The following is a 15,267-nucleotide window of genomic DNA, read 5'->3' on the forward strand; positions in this document are numbered from 1 at the left end:
ACTACACGTTCAGCGAAACCGACCTCTCCATCATCCGGCAGCGGCGCGGCCCGGCTACCGGGCTAGCGGCCTCAATCTGGTAACGGCTGCCGTCGTGTTGTGGAACACGGTCTATCTGGAACGGGCTGCGCACGCGCTGCGTGGCAACGGCCATGCCGTTGATGACGCGCTGTTGCAGTACCTGTCGCCGCTCGGTTGGGAGCACATCAACCTCACCGGCGATTACCTCTGGCGCAGCAGCGCCAAGATCGGCGCGGGCAAGTTCAGGCCGCTACGACCGCTGCAACCGGCTTAGCGTGCTTTATTTTCCGTTTTCTGAGGCGACCCCTGTGCTGGCACTGATGGACTGGGACACCGGCCTGCCCCTGTACCGCCACCCGCGCTGGCAGCCGCCGGAACTGCGCATACGCGCCAGTGATGACGATGACCGTCCCTGGGCCGTCGTACTGCACGAGCAGCCCGTGGCGACCTTCGACGACATCGGCAAGGCCGGCGCGTACCTCGCGTTCATGCGGGGAGCGAGCGTCGAGCCGCGCGTGTTCCGCTGAGCCGTTCGGTCGACCGTTCGAGACTGTCCAGACAGCGCGATCCAGATCCACTCCCGGCCGTCACCCTCCACGCCCCCGGTCCAGCACCGGGGGCGTTTCTGCTTCCGAGACTGCGAACCGGGCGACGGGCGCTCAGCGTCCGGTCAGCGACTGCACCTCACGCTCGATCAGCCAGTGCAGAAAGCGGGTGTCCTCGGAGTGGCCCCAGTAGTGGGCCTTGCAGCGGCGGACGTAGGCCTGCAGGTCCGCGACGCTGCGGATGGACCCCGGCTCGATGGCGGTGATGCGGGCCAGCCGCGCCCGCTCGGGTCGGGTCAGTCGAAGCTGGTTTTCGGTGCGCAGCATGTCGGGTCGGCCTTGTCGGGAAGGCGCGCATCTTCGCGTGCCTGCGCAGGTCTGTGCACATCCGCTGCGGCCCGCGACGAAGAAATTTCTGCAGTGACAGCCGAGTGCCTCTGCGGTGTCACTTTTGCGGTCTGCCTGCCAGGACATCCGAGCAGGCCGTGGTGTGGCCACCACGGCGCGAACACGCGTGTACGGTCAGGCGAACCGTGCCACCTCCTCGCGCCCCGATGACCGACCAAGGCCCGCACCCTGGCGCCTGTTGCGCGGGCAAGCGCGGCAAAGGCGCGGTCGCTGGCACCACCCCGGTTGAATCCACGGCGCCGATGGCGCAGACTTGCCGGGCTCACACCCACTCCCAACAGGAGTGTTCCCGATGCCGACCAAACCGGCGGCAGCGGCGTCGCAGTCGTTACCTGCCTCGGATGATCATCTGAGCCACCGTGCCGGCCACGTTCCGTCGTGTGCCTGCACATCCTTCCCTTGCGGGGACACCAGTCCCCACCGGGAACGGCGTTCCCGTCTTCCTTTTCGCCACGAGAGGAGAACGCCATGAACTTCCACCCTTTCCTGGGTCCTCAAAATCTGCCGGACCTGCCCGATGCCGCCCATGCGTCTCGGGAGGACCTGGTGGCAGAGATGCTGGGCCTGCAGGCTCACCCATTGCCAGGCCCGATGCCGGCTGCGCTGCGCGTCAGCGACCGGGAGACGCCCCGCGAGGACCCGGACACGCAGCAGCTCCTGACGCGCCGACTCGGTGTCGCCCGCGAGCTGCTGATGCGCGAGCTGCGTGACCGGATGGCGCAGGGGCCCGTGATGTCGTCGCCCCAGGTCCTGCGGGACTGGCTGCGACTGCGCTGCGCAGGCCTGCAGCACGAGGTCTTCCTCGCGCTGTACCTGGATGCCAACCACCGGCTGATCGCCCACGAGGAGGTGTTCCGGGGCACGCTGACCCAGACCTCGGTGTATCCGCGGGAACTGGTCAAGAGTGCCCTGGCCCGCAACGCCGCCGCGATCGCGGTGGCCCACAACCACCCGAGCGGCCAGGCCGAGCCGAGCCGCGCGGACGAGTTCCTGACGCAGACGCTGAAGTCGGCGCTGGCGCTGGTGGACATCCGCCTGATCGACCACTTCGTCGTCGCCGGCGACCAGTGCGTCAGCTTCGCGGAGCGCGGACTGCTCTGACGCCATGTGCGGCAGTCACGCTCTGCACGACCCAGCTGCGAGAAGGGCACCGCCTCGGCGGTGCCCTTCCCGCCGATCCCACCCCAACCAAGGATGCTCATGTCGGAGAGAAGACCCCCGACCTGCCCCTGCTGTGCCGGCCACGGCGTGCCCCTGGGCGCGCTCGGTCGCCTGCACTGGTTTCGCTGCCGCGACTGCGGCATGACGTTCGCCCGCGCCCGACGTTCGAAGCGCACGCCCCGTGCGCCCTCGACCAGAAAGCCAGCGGCTGAATCCCCCACATCTCCCAGTTCATCCCGAGGAGGAAGCCACGATGCATACCCTGCCCGCCACCGGCCTGCGACAGCAGGCCGAGATGCTGGCCAGCCTGTCCCTGAAGCATCTGAGTTCGGCAACGCGCAACAAGCTCGCCGTTGACGATCTGTCCGTGAACGCCTACCCGACCGACTGCGGCGGGTTCGTCTATGTCGGGGCACCGAAGTACCGCGTGCCGTCGGAGCCCGATCTGGCCATGCTGTTCGAGGTGGCCGAGTCCGCCGGTGTGGCCTGGCTGATGTTCGACCGCGAGGCGGCGATCATCGACGGGCTGCCCGTGTTCGACACGGCGGAGCCCGGACCATGAGCCAGCACCTTGCGACGGCGACGCTCGACGGACGCCCCGTCGAGATCGTCGCCGGCTTCGATCGACGCCTGGGGGACTACTTTCTCCAGGTCCTCGACGAGCGCAACGACATGCTCTACACCAGCCTGCAGGAGCCCCTGCTGGACTGGACGGACATCGCGACCTTGCGCGCCAAGGTCGCAGAACTCGGCCTTCGGCTGCCTGCGCAGTTGGTCGACGAGGTCGAGGGCGATGGCCGTCGACGCGCAGGCAATCGCATCGTCCGCCACCTGGCCGACGGGCCGCCGGTCACGCTGCTGGCCGGCTGACCCTGCCCACAGATCGACCCCGGCGCCGCGCGCCCATTCCGACAGGGATGGGGCCGGCGCCCTTTCACTTTCTGCCAGATCAAATCACGACTGCACCGCTCGTTCGCGTTGACGCTGCCGGAGGCGCTTCACGTACGGCGCATCAACCGCCTCGTCCGGACCCAGGCCCAGAGCGCAGCTCAGCAAGCTGGCGACGCAGCGATCACTGAGTTCGAAGGAATGCGGCAGGAACCCGAAGTTCCGACTGCTCTGCTCGTCGATAGCGACGAAGAACGCCCTGAACGTGTCCGCCAGGCTCGCACGCGGCCCTTCGGTACCGGCCGCCGTGAGCGCATCGTGCGGATAGGGGGCCGCTCGAGCAGCATCATCTGCAATGGCCTGAGCCACCGCGCTCAACGGCGGCCAGTACTTGAGATCGAATTGTCCTGTCAGGGCTTCGAGTCTCGCCTTCACCCACTGTTCGTAGCTGTAGTTCCGTGCGGCCGCAGCATGAATCGTGTCCACCGGGTGGTAGAGCGTGTCACAAGAGAACCCGGAATGGTTCTTCAACTCGGTGCGCTCGTCCAGCAGCTCGGCCAGGTGAGCCGCAACCCTTTCGATCTCCTGGTTGACCTCGACCAGCCTGGCCCTTCCTCTGCGAGCCTCCTGATTCGACTCAGGACTCCAGAACGCCGCCGTGCTTTGCACCAGATCGAAGAAGACCTTCAGGGCCTGCGGATGCTGGTCGAGCTTGCCATGGATCTCGGCATAGGCGTCCTCCAGCTCGAGGCCTCGTTCAAGCAGTCGGTCGATCACCCTGACTTCACTGGGCAGGATCGACTTCTCAGTCTTGTCGGCACGGTCGGCCTTCAACAGCTGCTCGCAGGCGTGGCGGGCCTGCTTGGGTGTGAACGGATGCGTCGTCATCGTGAATCCTCGTTCGGTGTCCGAAAGAGTACTCGTGGCGCCGCGATCCGTCGGTACCTGAAGCCGTGAGTCGCGCTGGCGCTTCAGGTACCCGGCCGTGTTCACCAGAGATGCCGCAACCGCGCCATTCCCCCCGCGTACGCTGCTCTACTCGACCGACGAGGTTGAGTGCAACGCCGCCATCGCGTCCAGATCGATCACCGCATCCGCCATTGCTGTCAGCTCAGGCGTCTGCGACACGAAGAATTCCCGCGCGTAGCGGCCCAATTCCAGCACCCGCCGCTTCATCGCCATGAACATGCGCTTGCGCTCCGGGTCCAGCGGTCCGTCGGTCTCGTCGGAGAACAGGGTGTCGTAGCGCCGGCCGGTGTTCTGCGCCAGGTACAGCGCCACGGCCCTCACCAGGCACTCGTTGATCCAGACCCTTTCGCCGCCGCTCATCGCCGTGACACTCTTGTCCTCGCCCGAATCTGCGTCGTAGACGCGGATATCGAAGCCCTCGCGCTGCTCGCCCTTGGCCGTCTCCTGCAGGGTCTCGATGGCCACCGTGAAGCGCGGGCCATAGCAGGCCAGCAGCAGGTCGTTCACCAGGCCGGACAAGGTCGGCCCCGCATCGTCGATGGCCAGCGCGATCAGGCCATCGTTGCCCATGCAGCGGGCGAACAGCAGCCAGTTGGCGAGTTCCTGCTCCACCCGTGCCGTGCGGGCCGCGGCTGCGTCGCGCCTCCGGCCATGCTCCTCCATCTGGGCCGACAGGGCGGCAAGCGCCTGCGCATCGCGGACAGCGGCCAGATGCGAGCGCTCCGCCTCGTCCAGGACACCCTGCCAGCGCTCCACCTGGGCTCGGGCCTTTGCGAGCAGCGCGGCGTCCAGCGGCGACGGCAGCGCGTCGATCGCCGTCTGGAGTCGCTGGATGGCCGCCTGGGTCTGAGCTTCCAGCAGCGAGAGACGCTCGGCAACGCGCATCCGGCTGGCGATGATCTGCTTACGCTCGGCCGCTTCGGAGTCGGTGTCGATCGCGATGTCCGCCCCGGCCGACGGGTCTGGAGCGGGAGGAAGAGCGGCGAGTTCGCCCTCCGCTTCGACAAGACCCGCGCGCGCATGGCGCATCTCCGCCCCGCGCGCAGCCAAGGCGGCATAGGCCGTCTGACGGGCCAGGGCTCGCCTCGACTGGCACTCGGCCCGGCTCAGGCTCTGCGGTGCGCCGACGTTGAGGCTTGCCGCCTCTTGCAGGGCTTGCAGTTCAAGCCGAAGACTGTCCCGCTCCGCAGCGAGTTGACGGATGCGCTGCTGGGCGCTCGGCGCTAGCGCGGCCGCTTCGCGTGCGTCCGACAGCAGGGTGCATTGACCCTGCATGGGCATGCCGCTGCACGGCACGCGGTTGCTCAGGGCCAGGCGGCGGCTCAGGTCTTCCGCCTGGAGCGCGGCCTGGCCCGCCTCGCGCTCGAGCGATGCCAGCTGCTGCCCGATCCCTGCGACTGCATCGCGACGACGCGCACCTGTGCACTCGCCGCGGCGATTTCGAGATCGTGACCACGGGTCCCAAGTGGTACGACACGCGTGCGAGGCATGGCGGAGGCGGCGCCATCGACTTGGCGATTCACCTCCTGGATGTGACCTTCGTGGAAGCCGTCAAGCTTCTGAATCGCAAGGGCGCGCCCCATGGTGCAGATCATCCGCAAGGCCTCGCTGCCGACCCCCGATGAGGTGACCGAGCGAACGCGCACCGCTGCCGAGCGGGCGACCGATGTCGCCGTGCGCGAACCTCGCCCCGCCGGATTTCCGCTTCTGTTCACTAGGCACTGGCAGTTGATCGAACCGGCAGTCGCCTTCCTGCATGAACACTCGGTCCAACGCGCCCATACCGACGACACTCTGAGGACCTACGCCGAGATCCTCTACGACTGGTTCGAGACGCTAGAGCAGAACGACATCCCGTGGGAGAGCGCCAACGCCGTCGACCTCGTGGCCTATCGGAACCGCATGATGGCGCAGCCGAGCCCCCACACCGGCCGCCCGTACCGGACGACGACCATCAATCATCGCGTTCGTGGCGTACTCCGGTTCTACGAGTGGGCAGTTCGGACGCAATGGTTAAACGCCTCGCCGCTGGCGGACAAGACGCGCGACTTCCGGCTCGCACGGCATCACCGGCCTACGCGGGCCAGTCACGCTCCGACCCATGAACGCAGCCTCTTCGTCCTTCGGCAGTACGAGGAGCTGCCGCGGCCGTTGATCTCCGAGCAGGCGCGCGAACTCCTCGCGGAGCTCGCACCGCCCTACGACCTGATGGCCCGCTGGCAGCTGTATACGGGCCTACGCATCAGCGAACTGCTGCGCCTCGGCGTCAGCGACATAGGCCACCGCCCTGCGTCAGCCACGCTGCATCACGCGATCGAGGTCGTTCGCAAGGGCCGCAAGGCCGGCCACGTGATCGCGCCGGCCAGCCTGCTCGACGAGACCGACGGCTACGTCAGCGGCCATCGCTTCGCCTGGCTGGCACGCGCCCGACGCAAGGGGCGGATCGCCGAGCACAATGCCCTGTTCGTCAACGCCCGCGGTGCACCCGCGGGCAAGAACGCCTATCAACGAGCCGTGAGCCAGGCGGGTGTGGCCTGCGGATTCAAGGCCACCACGCACCTGCTGCGAGCCACCTTCGCTTGCATGCTGCTCGCGAGACTCGAACACCTGGCCGGCCGAGGTGCCAAGATCAACCCGTTGATCGTGGTGAAGGTGCTGCTCGGCCACGAGCACATCGAGACGACCGACCGCTACCTTCGCGCCGTCGCTGTCGATCCGTGCGTCCTCAAGGACGTGCTTGAGACGCTGCTGTCAGAGGAAGGGCCGTCATGAAGTCGCCGCGCCAGAGCATCCGTCGGGCGCTGTCGCAAGAGCCCGTGGCAGCGTCGGTGCGCGACGCGCAGCCCGCTCGCTTTGACGCTCCTCGCCTGGTTCGCCGGACGGTCATCGACTTCTCGTCGCTGTCCCTGCCGGAGGACGTGCGGCTTGCGCTGGCGCAGGCGTTCTGGTGCCATTGCGGAGCTCGGTCGCCGCGCGGCATCAAGTCATGCTGGGAATCGGTGCTCATCTTCAACCGCTTCGCGGCCGAGTCTGGAGCCGTCAGGTCGCTCGCGGACCTGGACCGATGCATGCTCGTGCGCTACATCGAATGGCTCAACGCGCAACGACGCGCGGACGGCACGCCCTGGGCCGTCTCCACGCGTGCCAACACCTACGGTGCCTTGCGCCAGCTGCTGCGCTGGCTCGAACGCTGCCGTCCCGATTTGGTCGACCGCATTGACCATCCCTTCGCGCCCTTCCCCGGGCGGGGTCGCGACACGCCCCCACGCGCGACGCTGACAGCACGCGAGCTTCGCGCCATCCTGCGTGCCTGCGAAGCGGACATCGCTGCCATGCGGGAGATGCGGGCATCGGCCGCTGCGCAGCGCGCCGTCGACGGCGGCAAGGCCGGCTCCTTGGGTTGGCTTCTGGCCGAGGTCGATCGTCGCTTCGGCGGCATCATGCCCAGCAGGCTCGACTTGGAACAGCACGGCAACCATCAATTGCAGATCGCCGTGCGTCGCTGGGGCGGCGCCAAGCAGATCGAGCCGTACCTGTACCCGCGTGCCGTCTCGCTGCTGCCATACTACTTGGCCATCCTGACCCACGCGGCCGGCAACCCCGAGCCCATCGCCGAACTCGGGCGCGACTGCCTGCAGGACGTTCCCCTACTGGAGAACCGCCAGGCGCTGGTGTGGTTCAAGGCCCGCGCCGGGCGCCAGCAGCGGCGGACCTTCGGACGCGACGCGGCGTTCGAGCCGCCGGCACTGGTGAGGGACATCCTCGCCTGGAACGAGCGGCTGCGGCCGCTGGCGCCGCCGGCGCAGCGCGACCGCCTCTTCATCTTCAAGGGGCTGCGCACCGTGAACGCGATGTCGACCATCACCGTCCATCACCTGCTCGCCCAATTCTGCGACCGCCACCGCCTGGCGGCGTTCGCGTTGGCGAGCATCCGGCCGAGCGTCCTGTGCAGCTTCTACCGCGCCAGCGGCGATCTGCTTCGAACGCGGGCGGTGGCCAACCACGCCAACATCGCGACGACCGTTCGCTACGTCGAGGCGCCGGTCGTGCGAAGGCACAACCACGTGCGCATCGCCGCATTGCAGGCTGCCTTTCTCGAGCACCTCACTCCTTCGCCGACCGCACCGCCTCCGCAGGCAGCCGCGGCGGCGGCGAGCGTGCTACCGCCGGGCGAGCTGGTGTCGATGTTCGGCTTCGACTGCAAGGATCCGCTGGCCGGCGCCGCGCCGGGCACCCGCGGTGGCGAGCTCTGTACCAACTTCATGGGTTGCTTCACCTGCCCGAACGCCGTGATCACGCCGGAACCGCTGACCATGGCCCGGCTGCTCCAGGCACATGACCACCTTCGCGCCGCGGCGGCGACGCTGCATCCGGCGCGCTGGCAGGCCTTCTACGCGCCTCAGCTGCGCATCCTCGAGGAAGACATCCTGCCGCGCTTCGCCGCACGCGAGATCGCTTCGGCCGAGTCGCTGCTGCCGCAGCTCCCGCCGCTGCCCGAGCTGCGATGAGGGCGCTGCCATGTCTGCTTTGCAGCACCAAGCCAGCGAACGTCCCGTCGACCCTGCGGCCGAACACGCCGACGATCGAACATGGTTCCTTCTTGAATCGAAGTGGGAAGACGACGTCTGGGTACTGGCGCCGGCGAACGCGTTGGAAGAACGGCATCCTGTGCGCCTGCGCTGGGACTTCGAGCTGCAGGACGGCCAGCGGTTCACCGACGAGCGCTACGCCGTGCTGCGAGAGACCAGCCGACAACTGATCGCACTCATCCGAGCACACTCGATGTTCACCGGACTACCGCTGCGACCGAGCACGGTGGCGCAGTACTTCTTCACCTTGCGCTGCCTGCTGCAGTGGATGGACGGCGAGGGCTTCAGCCGCTTCGCCCAACTTGACCCGCCGGCATTACTGCAGTTTCAGCAGTGGCTGCGCACCCGCCCCCTGGCCGGTCACCCTTCACCGCGCGCGCCGGGAACCGTGCTGCGCCACCTGTACCTGTTTGCGTACTTTCATCGCTTTGGCGGCGAACTCGACGACAGCCTGTCCTTCGACCCCTTCGCTGGACAAGATCAGCGCCGGGCCGCCGGCTATCACGAGGGGATGCGACACCCCTGGCCCTACACGCCGGACACCGTCGCGGTGAAGCTCGTACAGTTGGCCATCGACATCGTCACGCGCGACGCACCCGTCGTCCTGCGCGCCTGGCAGACGTATCGGCAGGCGGCGGCCGGCGGTCGCGGTGCGGGCCATGCGCACACCGGACGCGCGACACGTGCGCTTCAAAGTGCCAGTGCCGGCTTCGCCGATGCGCAATCCCCGGTGCGATCTGTCCGCGAACTCGTTCTGCGCACCGACTTGCTCTACGCCTCGTGCTTTGCCGTCATCTCCTACCTGGTTGGCCCGCGCGTCAGTGAGATCCTGCATCTGAAGGCCGGCTGCGTGCAGCGTCGCTGCGCCGACGGCGCAGGCGAGCCCGTCACCGTGATTGTCGGAGCGATCTTCAAGCGCCAATCGGGCTACCACGGGCGCGCGCATGAATGGGTCGCGCCTCCTGCCGCGGTTCAGGCGGTGGCCGTGCTCGAAGCGTTGTCTGCCGGGCACCGCGCCGTCGCCGGACGCGACGAGCTGTGGCTGCGTCGCTGGCACGGCAACGGCGCGACCGAGTGGCACGAGGTGCGCCCCGAACTGCTCGAGATCCCTTCGATCGCACGGATCAACATCCAACTGCAGCGCTTTGCCGCCTGGCTGGGCCTCGCACACGAGGATCGGCCATGGAGGCTCTCTACGCACCAGGGCCGCAAGACCTTCGCCAGGTTCGCGGCGCTGCGCGACAGGACCTGCCTGTTCGCGTTGGCGCAGCAGCTCGGTCATCGCGAGCGGGCCGAGACCGACCATGGCTACGCCGGCTCCGACTATCGGCTCAACCAGGAGATCGACGCCGAGATCCTGCAGCAGTCGATCAACGCCTGGGAACACATGCTGGCGGCACCCGGCCTGGGCGGCCGCGCCGGCGAGGAGATCGTGGCCAATCGCCCGCGCTTTCGGGGCAAGCGCATGAAGGAAGACCTCGCAAGCTACGCGCGCCTGCTGGTGGACGCGGGACTCGTGCTCGGCATCTGCGACTGGGGCTTCTGCGTCTATCGTGAGGAGCACAGCGCCTGCCTCGGCAACGCGGCCGGCCCGAACCCCGCTCGCCGCGAGCCGTCGACCTGCGCGCGCTGCAAGAACTTCGCGGTGTCGCAGCGGCATCGACCCTATTGGGTCGAGCAAGTCCACCGCTGCGAGCGGTTGCTGGACGAGCCCGCCCTGCCGCGGCAGACCCTGCGTCTCGTCCGCACACGACTCGATGAGGCAAGGTCGCTGATCCGCACGATCGACAGCGATGCGAAGGAGCGATCATGACCAAGCAGGCGCGCGGCGCCACCAAGACCGCATCGGCCCAGCGCCTGCGCGAGGCGCTGACGACGATGGTTCGACAGCGAGGCGACAGCGCATCGCCGCCGGCACTGACCGCCACCGCCCTGTGCGATCTGGCCGGCATCTCGCGCAACGCGCTGTACCGCTACCACCCCGATGTCGTGCAGGCGTTGCACGCGGCCCATCAGAAGCACCTTCGGCACCCCGACAACGCCGGGCGCGCTGCACGCCTGCGCCGCGACAATGCCGCCTTGCGCGAGCAGCTCACCAAGCTCGCGGCACTGGTCGACCACTACTTCGCAGCCTGGCAGGAGACGCGGCTCCAGCTCGAACGGCGGGACCGGGAGTTGGCCGAAGTGCGCCGCGCCCACAAGCCCCAAGTGGTTTCGCTGCAGCGCTGAACCTCCGCCGCAGTCGCGCTCCCCGGGAGGAGCTGCGGCCGGGGGTTGACTTTGACACAGGGGCAAGCTCTACGCTGCCAGCACTCGGGGTGGTGGTGCCCCGCTTGGAGGTCCGCAATGAACAGCGACCTTGGATCCGGCCGTCGCCTCGCGCGAGGGCTTTTGCGGCTCTACAGTCTGGCCGTCGCGAGTGAGCACCGCGGCGTTGCGGATCACCTGCTGTGCGCCCTGGAGCAGCTCGCGAAGAGCAAGCCTGCGTGCGAGCACATCCTCGATCAGGCATACCTGTGGGGAATCGGTCTCCATGCCCCGGCCGATCCGCACAGGCCACGAGCCGAGCCGCAATGATCGTCGCCGGCGCTGCCGGCTTGGGGCCGCGGCCGCTACGGCGCGGACACGGACCCTTGCGCTTTCATCCTTGCGCCTTCAGCGCGTCGAGGTCGATCACGGCATCGGCCATCGCCGTCAGCTCCGGCGTCTGCGAGACGAAGAACTCGCGCTCGTAGCCGCCCAGGCGCAGCACTTCGCGCTTCATCGCCATGAACATGCGCTTGCGCTGGGAGTCCAGCGCGCCGTCCGCCTCGTCGGTGAACAGCGTCGTGTAGCGGCGGCCGGTGTTTCGCGCCAGGTACAACGCGATCGCGCGGGTCAGGCATGACTCCACGAACGTGCGCTCGCCCCCGCTCATCAGGCTGACGCTCTTGCTTTCGCCGGTGTCGCCGTCGTGCACGACGATGTCGAAGCCCTCCTTCTGATCGCCCTTGGCGGTCTCCAGCAAGGTGTGGATCGACACCGTGAAGCGCGGTCCGTAGCAGGCCAGCAGCAGGTCGTTCGCCAACGCCGAGAGCGCGGGCCCCGCATCGTCGATCGCCAGTGCGATCAGGCCGTCGTTGCTCATGCAGCGCGCGAAGAGGTTCCAGTTACCCAGCTCGTCCTCGACGCGGGCGCTGCGCGCGCGAACGCGCTCGCAGCGCTCGGCCAGAGCGGCCACTTGTTTGGACACCTCTTCGATCGTCTGCGCTTCGCGTACCGCCGTCAGCATCGATTGCTCGGCGGCGCTCAAGGCTTCCCGAGCCGCACCCAGCGCTTGAGAGGCCTGCGTCACCTGTCGCTCGTCGAAGGCGGACGGCAGCGACGCGAGCGCGTGATCCAGGCGCGCCAGCGCTGCCGTGGCCAGCCTCGCCTGTTGTTCCAGTTGCTCCTCGACCGCCTGGCGTGCCGCGGCGATCTGCTGGCGCTCGGCGCGCTCGTCGGCGGTTTCGCCAGCCGCATCGGCGGCCACCCCGGGCCCCAGCGCCTGCAACTCCTGTTCGATCTCGACCAATGTCATCTGTGCCTGTGCGCACGCCGGCGCCTTCGAGCACATCACGGCCAGGCGACTCACCCGCTCGCGCGCGACGGCTTCGCGACGTTCGGCCCGTGCCAGATTCTGCGGTGCGCCGGCAAGCGCTTCGCAGCGCTGACGCGCGGCGAGGAGTTCCTGCCGCGCCTCGGCCTTCTCGCCGGCCAGCCGGGCCAGCTGGGCCTGGGCGTTCGGGATCAGCGCCAGCGCCTCGCGCGCGTCACCCAGCAGCTTGCAACGGCCCTGCAGATCCGTGCCGACGCAGGGCACCTCGCCGGTCAAGCCGAACCGGCGCGCGAGTTCCTCGGCTTTCAGCGCGGCCCGTCCCGCCTCTTGCTCGATGCCTGCCACGCGCTGTTCGGCAAGCCGCACCGCCCCTCGGCAGCGCGTCAGCTCGTGGGTCTGCTCGCGACAGGCTTCGGTCAGCGCGCTGCGCAGCGCCTGCACGCGCTGCGCCAGCGGCAGGCGCCTCTCCGCACGCTGTACCTCGCCGGCCTCGGCAAGCACTGCCTGGCAACGCTGGCGGGACAGGGTCAGGGCCTGACGCCGCGAGCGTTCCTGCTGCAGCCGTCCGGCGATCCGCTGGTCAAGCCGCTCCAGCCGTTGCCGCTCGGCTTGATCCCGGGACTGAAGAGCACGGCGAGCCTGCGCGGTTGTGTCGAGGGTGGACTGGCGTTCGGCCGCGAGCTGTGCGCGGCGAGCCTCGGTCGCCCGCACCTGCTCTCGCTCGACCGCCACGCGCGCATGCCACGCCTGCGCTGCCTCCAATGCGGCGTGTGCCGCCGTCTTGGCACGCTCGGCCGCCGACACGCGCTCGCCCGCTCCGTCAAGCTGCCGGCGTGTCGCCTCCAGGCGCACCCCCTCAGCGTCGAGCCCGATCAGCTCCTGGCGGATGGTCGCCAGCCCCGCCTTCAACAGGCGCACCGTTTCCGCGGCCTTCTGACCCAGGGCCTGGATCTCTTCCTGCCCGAGCAGGTCGGCCAGCAGCGACTTGATCTCGGCGTTGCGATAGGTGCTGAGCTGGCGCTTGCCCTGCGCCGCGAACACGGAGGTGAAGAACGTCTCGGCGCTCCCGCAGATGGCCTCGACGCAGCGGGTATAGGTCTCGACCCGGCCGTCGGACACCATGCCGTCGTCGAGCCGCACCGGCTGCCAGCCACCGGCGTCGTCGAGCGTGTGCAGATAGGCCTCGGTGCGGCGGCGACCACAGAGGCGGATGACGATCTGCGATCGGTAGCAGCGGCCCTCATGCGCCCAGGTCAGGTCCTTCACGCTTTCGGGCAGGTACACATGATCGTAGTAGGAGAAGCCGCCCGCCCCCGCCAGCCCGGCTCGGCTCGGCAGTCCGATGTAGGGCACGAGGCAATCCATGATCGTCGACTTGCCGCTACCGTTCGCCCCGACGATGGCGATCAGTTGCGCGTCCTGGGTCAGACGCTCGAGGTCCAGCGTGATCTCCTCGCGGCCCAGGCCGTCACGAATGCCGCGGAATCCCTTGAGCGTGAGTGCGAGAGGTTGCATGGAGAGCCCCGAGGAAGCAGATGCCTCAGGCTCTCACGGGCAGTCTCCACATCAAGGCCACCGCGGCGACGAACAGCCTTCCGTTCAGCCACCCACACAACGATCACCCCTTGCGGCCGAACATCCGCATCGCGCCGGCCGCGGACGCAACGAACAGGCCGGTCAGTGCCACGGCCGCAAGTCCCCAGTGTTCGCCGAGGACCGCGCCGGCAGAGGTGCCGGAGAACACCGCGATCCAGATCGGCAAGTGGCAAGGGCAGCTCACAACGGCCAGCGCTGCGAGCAGGTAGGCGCCGAGGCGCTGACGCGCCGTCTGGTGACTCGAAGTCAACTGACTCGCCATGGGGTCGTTTCGGCCTGCAGCCACGCAGCGGACCGCGCTTCGTCACCCGACTTTTCGAACGCCGCGAGGGTTTGCTCGTAGGCGGCATCCATCAACGCATCGGCGTGTCCGAAGTCGAGCAGCCCGACCTCGATGTCCAGGCGGGGTTCGACCACCCGCACGGCCACGCCCTGTCGCCGGTGGTGCTGCAGGTCGCAGCCGTACTTCGTCTCCAGTGCGATCCAGAAGCTGCGCAGCAGGATCCCCAGCGGTGAGCGCAGCGGCCGTCGTGCAGCCGGGCAACAGGTGCACAGGATCATCAGCATCTCCCGCGCGCCGCGCGCCACGCTCCAGCGCCGACGCGAACGGTACGTTGCTGGCCACCGCACCATCAACCAGCTGCCGCCCGTCGATGGTCACTGGCGGGAACACACCCGGCAGGCTCATGCTCGCGACGACGGGCTCGAGCAAGTCTCCGGCGCCGTGCCAGTACACCGGTGTGCCGGTCAGCAGATCCGTGGTTGTCACCACCAGCGGAGTCTTCAGGTCTTCGAAGACCAGCACCGGCAAGGTCTTGCGCAGCAGTCGCCGCAGAGGGTCGAGGCTCAGCGGCCCGCCGCCACGCCAGAGCGCCTGCCAATATGCCATCCGACGACATCGGCGCGGCCCACGCGCTGCCACCACCGAGCCAGTTCATCCGGCGGCATGCCGGCGGCGATGCATGCCCCGTTCAGGGCACCCACCGAACTGCCGACGACGATCTCGAACGAGAGGCCCAGTTCCGTTATCGCCCGATAGAAGCCAACCTCCATCGCGCCGCGGGCCCCGCCACCGCAGAGAACCAGCGCCCTGCGAGGTGGCTGGAGCCCGGGCGGTTTCATCCTGGGTCGCGTCGCGCGGACGCGTCACAGGGCGGCCTTCGCAGCCACCTGGCCACAGGTGCTCGAGAGCACTCCCGCCAGGCTCATCAAAGCGGCCTGCCGCTCGTCGATGACAGCTGCCAGCGTGCGACGAGCCAGTGCCACGGCGCCACGGTCGCCGCAATCGAGTGCCCGGATCAGGCTGCCGATCTCGGCGATGCGCAGGCCTGCGCCAGTGGCGGCGACGATCAGCCGCAGTCGCGCCACGCAATCATCGTTAAATCGGTGGTGTCCCGTGGCGGTTCTGGCGCAGGGTTTGACCAGCCCGCACGCCACGTAGGTGCGCAACTGGTGCACCGTGGCGCCCGCCCGGGCGGCCGCCTGCGCGACGGAGTAGTCGGCACTCATGGCA

17 protein-coding genes and 2 pseudogenes are annotated in these 15,267 nt (G+C 68.4%); 11 read left to right on the forward strand and 8 right to left on the reverse strand.

Annotated elements, in window-relative coordinates; genetic code table 11:
* The coding region (locus tag Q0654_RS12485; RefSeq protein ID WP_298854249.1) for a Tn3 family transposase at positions 1-295 on the forward strand (295 nt) is incomplete at its 5' end.
* Between the two features lie 34 nt (positions 296-329).
* On the forward strand, positions 330-548 hold the full coding sequence (locus tag Q0654_RS12490; protein WP_298854251.1) for a hypothetical protein: 219 nt from the start codon (positions 330-332) through the stop codon (positions 546-548).
* 132 nt (positions 549-680) lie between these two features.
* Here Q0654_RS12490 and Q0654_RS12495 read toward each other — a convergent pair whose 3' ends face one another.
* Entirely contained in the window at positions 681-893 is a 213-nt protein-coding gene (locus Q0654_RS12495) for a hypothetical protein (protein WP_298854253.1), read from the reverse strand.
* A gap of 549 nt (positions 894-1,442) precedes the next feature.
* Here Q0654_RS12495 and radC point away from each other — a divergent pair.
* From radC to Q0654_RS12510, 3 genes are all read left to right on the forward strand, one after another.
* Entirely contained in the window at positions 1,443-2,075 is a 633-nt protein-coding gene (radC, locus tag Q0654_RS12500; RefSeq protein WP_298854255.1) for a DNA repair protein RadC, read from the forward strand.
* 313 nt (positions 2,076-2,388) lie between these two features.
* Positions 2,389-2,697 (forward strand): hypothetical protein, encoded by a 309-nt coding sequence (locus Q0654_RS12505; protein WP_298854257.1) that lies wholly within the window; start codon positions 2,389-2,391, stop codon positions 2,695-2,697.
* Positions 2,694-3,005: a hypothetical protein gene (locus Q0654_RS12510; protein WP_298854260.1), complete on the forward strand. Its 312-nt coding sequence runs from the start codon at positions 2,694-2,696 to the stop codon at positions 3,003-3,005. The genes Q0654_RS12505 and Q0654_RS12510 overlap by 4 nt, the downstream gene beginning before the upstream one ends.
* Positions 3,006-3,089: 84 nt before the next feature.
* On the opposite strand, the gene Q0654_RS12515 is transcribed toward Q0654_RS12510, so the two are convergent.
* Together Q0654_RS12515 and Q0654_RS12520 are read right to left on the reverse strand one after the other, a co-directional pair.
* Complete coding sequence (locus tag Q0654_RS12515) at positions 3,090-3,911, reverse strand: hypothetical protein (RefSeq protein ID WP_298854261.1); 822 nt, start codon at positions 3,909-3,911, stop codon at positions 3,090-3,092.
* A gap of 147 nt (positions 3,912-4,058) precedes the next feature.
* A complete protein-coding gene (locus Q0654_RS12520; RefSeq protein WP_298854262.1) occupies positions 4,059-5,267 on the reverse strand; it encodes a hypothetical protein in 1,209 nt (402 codons plus the stop codon).
* A 167-nt stretch (positions 5,268-5,434) separates the two neighbouring features.
* On the opposite strand from Q0654_RS12520, the pseudogene Q0654_RS12525 reads away from it, so the two are divergent.
* The 6 genes and pseudogenes from Q0654_RS12525 to Q0654_RS12550 form a co-directional block, all read left to right on the forward strand.
* Positions 5,435-5,617: pseudogene (locus Q0654_RS12525) on the forward strand (hypothetical protein); the annotation flags it as partial.
* Complete coding sequence (locus Q0654_RS12530; protein WP_036229053.1) at positions 5,574-6,764, forward strand: tyrosine-type recombinase/integrase; 1,191 nt, start codon at positions 5,574-5,576, stop codon at positions 6,762-6,764. The pseudogene Q0654_RS12525 and the gene Q0654_RS12530, both read left to right, overlap by 44 nt.
* On the forward strand, positions 6,761-8,500 hold the full coding sequence (locus Q0654_RS12535; protein WP_036229051.1) for a hypothetical protein: 1,740 nt from the start codon (positions 6,761-6,763) through the stop codon (positions 8,498-8,500). Before Q0654_RS12530 ends, Q0654_RS12535 begins: the two co-directional genes overlap by 4 nt.
* A gap of 10 nt (positions 8,501-8,510) precedes the next feature.
* Entirely contained in the window at positions 8,511-10,394 is a 1,884-nt protein-coding gene (locus Q0654_RS12540) for a hypothetical protein (RefSeq protein WP_298854274.1), read from the forward strand.
* Entirely contained in the window at positions 10,391-10,810 is a 420-nt protein-coding gene (locus Q0654_RS12545) for a hypothetical protein (protein ID WP_298854276.1), read from the forward strand. The genes Q0654_RS12540 and Q0654_RS12545 overlap by 4 nt, the downstream gene beginning before the upstream one ends.
* A 117-nt stretch (positions 10,811-10,927) precedes the next feature.
* Positions 10,928-11,158 (forward strand): hypothetical protein, encoded by a 231-nt coding sequence (locus Q0654_RS12550; protein WP_036229047.1) that lies wholly within the window; start codon positions 10,928-10,930, stop codon positions 11,156-11,158.
* A 64-nt stretch (positions 11,159-11,222) separates the two neighbouring features.
* Here the strand turns inward: Q0654_RS12550 and Q0654_RS12555 are convergent, their stop codons facing one another.
* The 5 genes and pseudogenes from Q0654_RS12555 to Q0654_RS12575 form a co-directional block, all read right to left on the reverse strand.
* Positions 11,223-13,673 carry an AAA family ATPase gene (locus Q0654_RS12555; protein WP_298854278.1) on the reverse strand — a complete coding sequence of 817 codons (2,451 nt, stop codon included), beginning with the start codon at positions 13,671-13,673 and terminating at the stop codon, positions 11,223-11,225.
* Between the two features lie 103 nt (positions 13,674-13,776).
* A complete protein-coding gene (gene merE / locus Q0654_RS12560; RefSeq protein ID WP_231497454.1) occupies positions 13,777-14,004 on the reverse strand; it encodes a broad-spectrum mercury transporter MerE in 228 nt (75 codons plus the stop codon).
* Positions 14,001-14,321, reverse strand: coding sequence for a hypothetical protein (locus tag Q0654_RS12565; RefSeq protein WP_036229042.1), 321 nt, complete (start codon positions 14,319-14,321; stop codon positions 14,001-14,003). The genes merE and Q0654_RS12565 overlap by 4 nt, the downstream gene beginning before the upstream one ends.
* 85 nt (positions 14,322-14,406) lie before the next feature.
* Positions 14,407-14,876, reverse strand: a pseudogene (locus Q0654_RS12570) (patatin-like phospholipase family protein); the annotation flags it as partial.
* Positions 14,877-14,900: 24 nt separating this feature from the next.
* Complete coding sequence (locus tag Q0654_RS12575) at positions 14,901-15,263, reverse strand: MerR family transcriptional regulator (protein WP_081771164.1); 363 nt, start codon at positions 15,261-15,263, stop codon at positions 14,901-14,903.
* Positions 15,264-15,267 lie beyond the last annotated feature (4 nt).

It is taken from the genome of uncultured Aquimonas sp. (assembly GCF_937888285.1).
Lineage (GTDB): Bacteria > Pseudomonadota > Gammaproteobacteria > Xanthomonadales > Xanthomonadaceae > Aquimonas.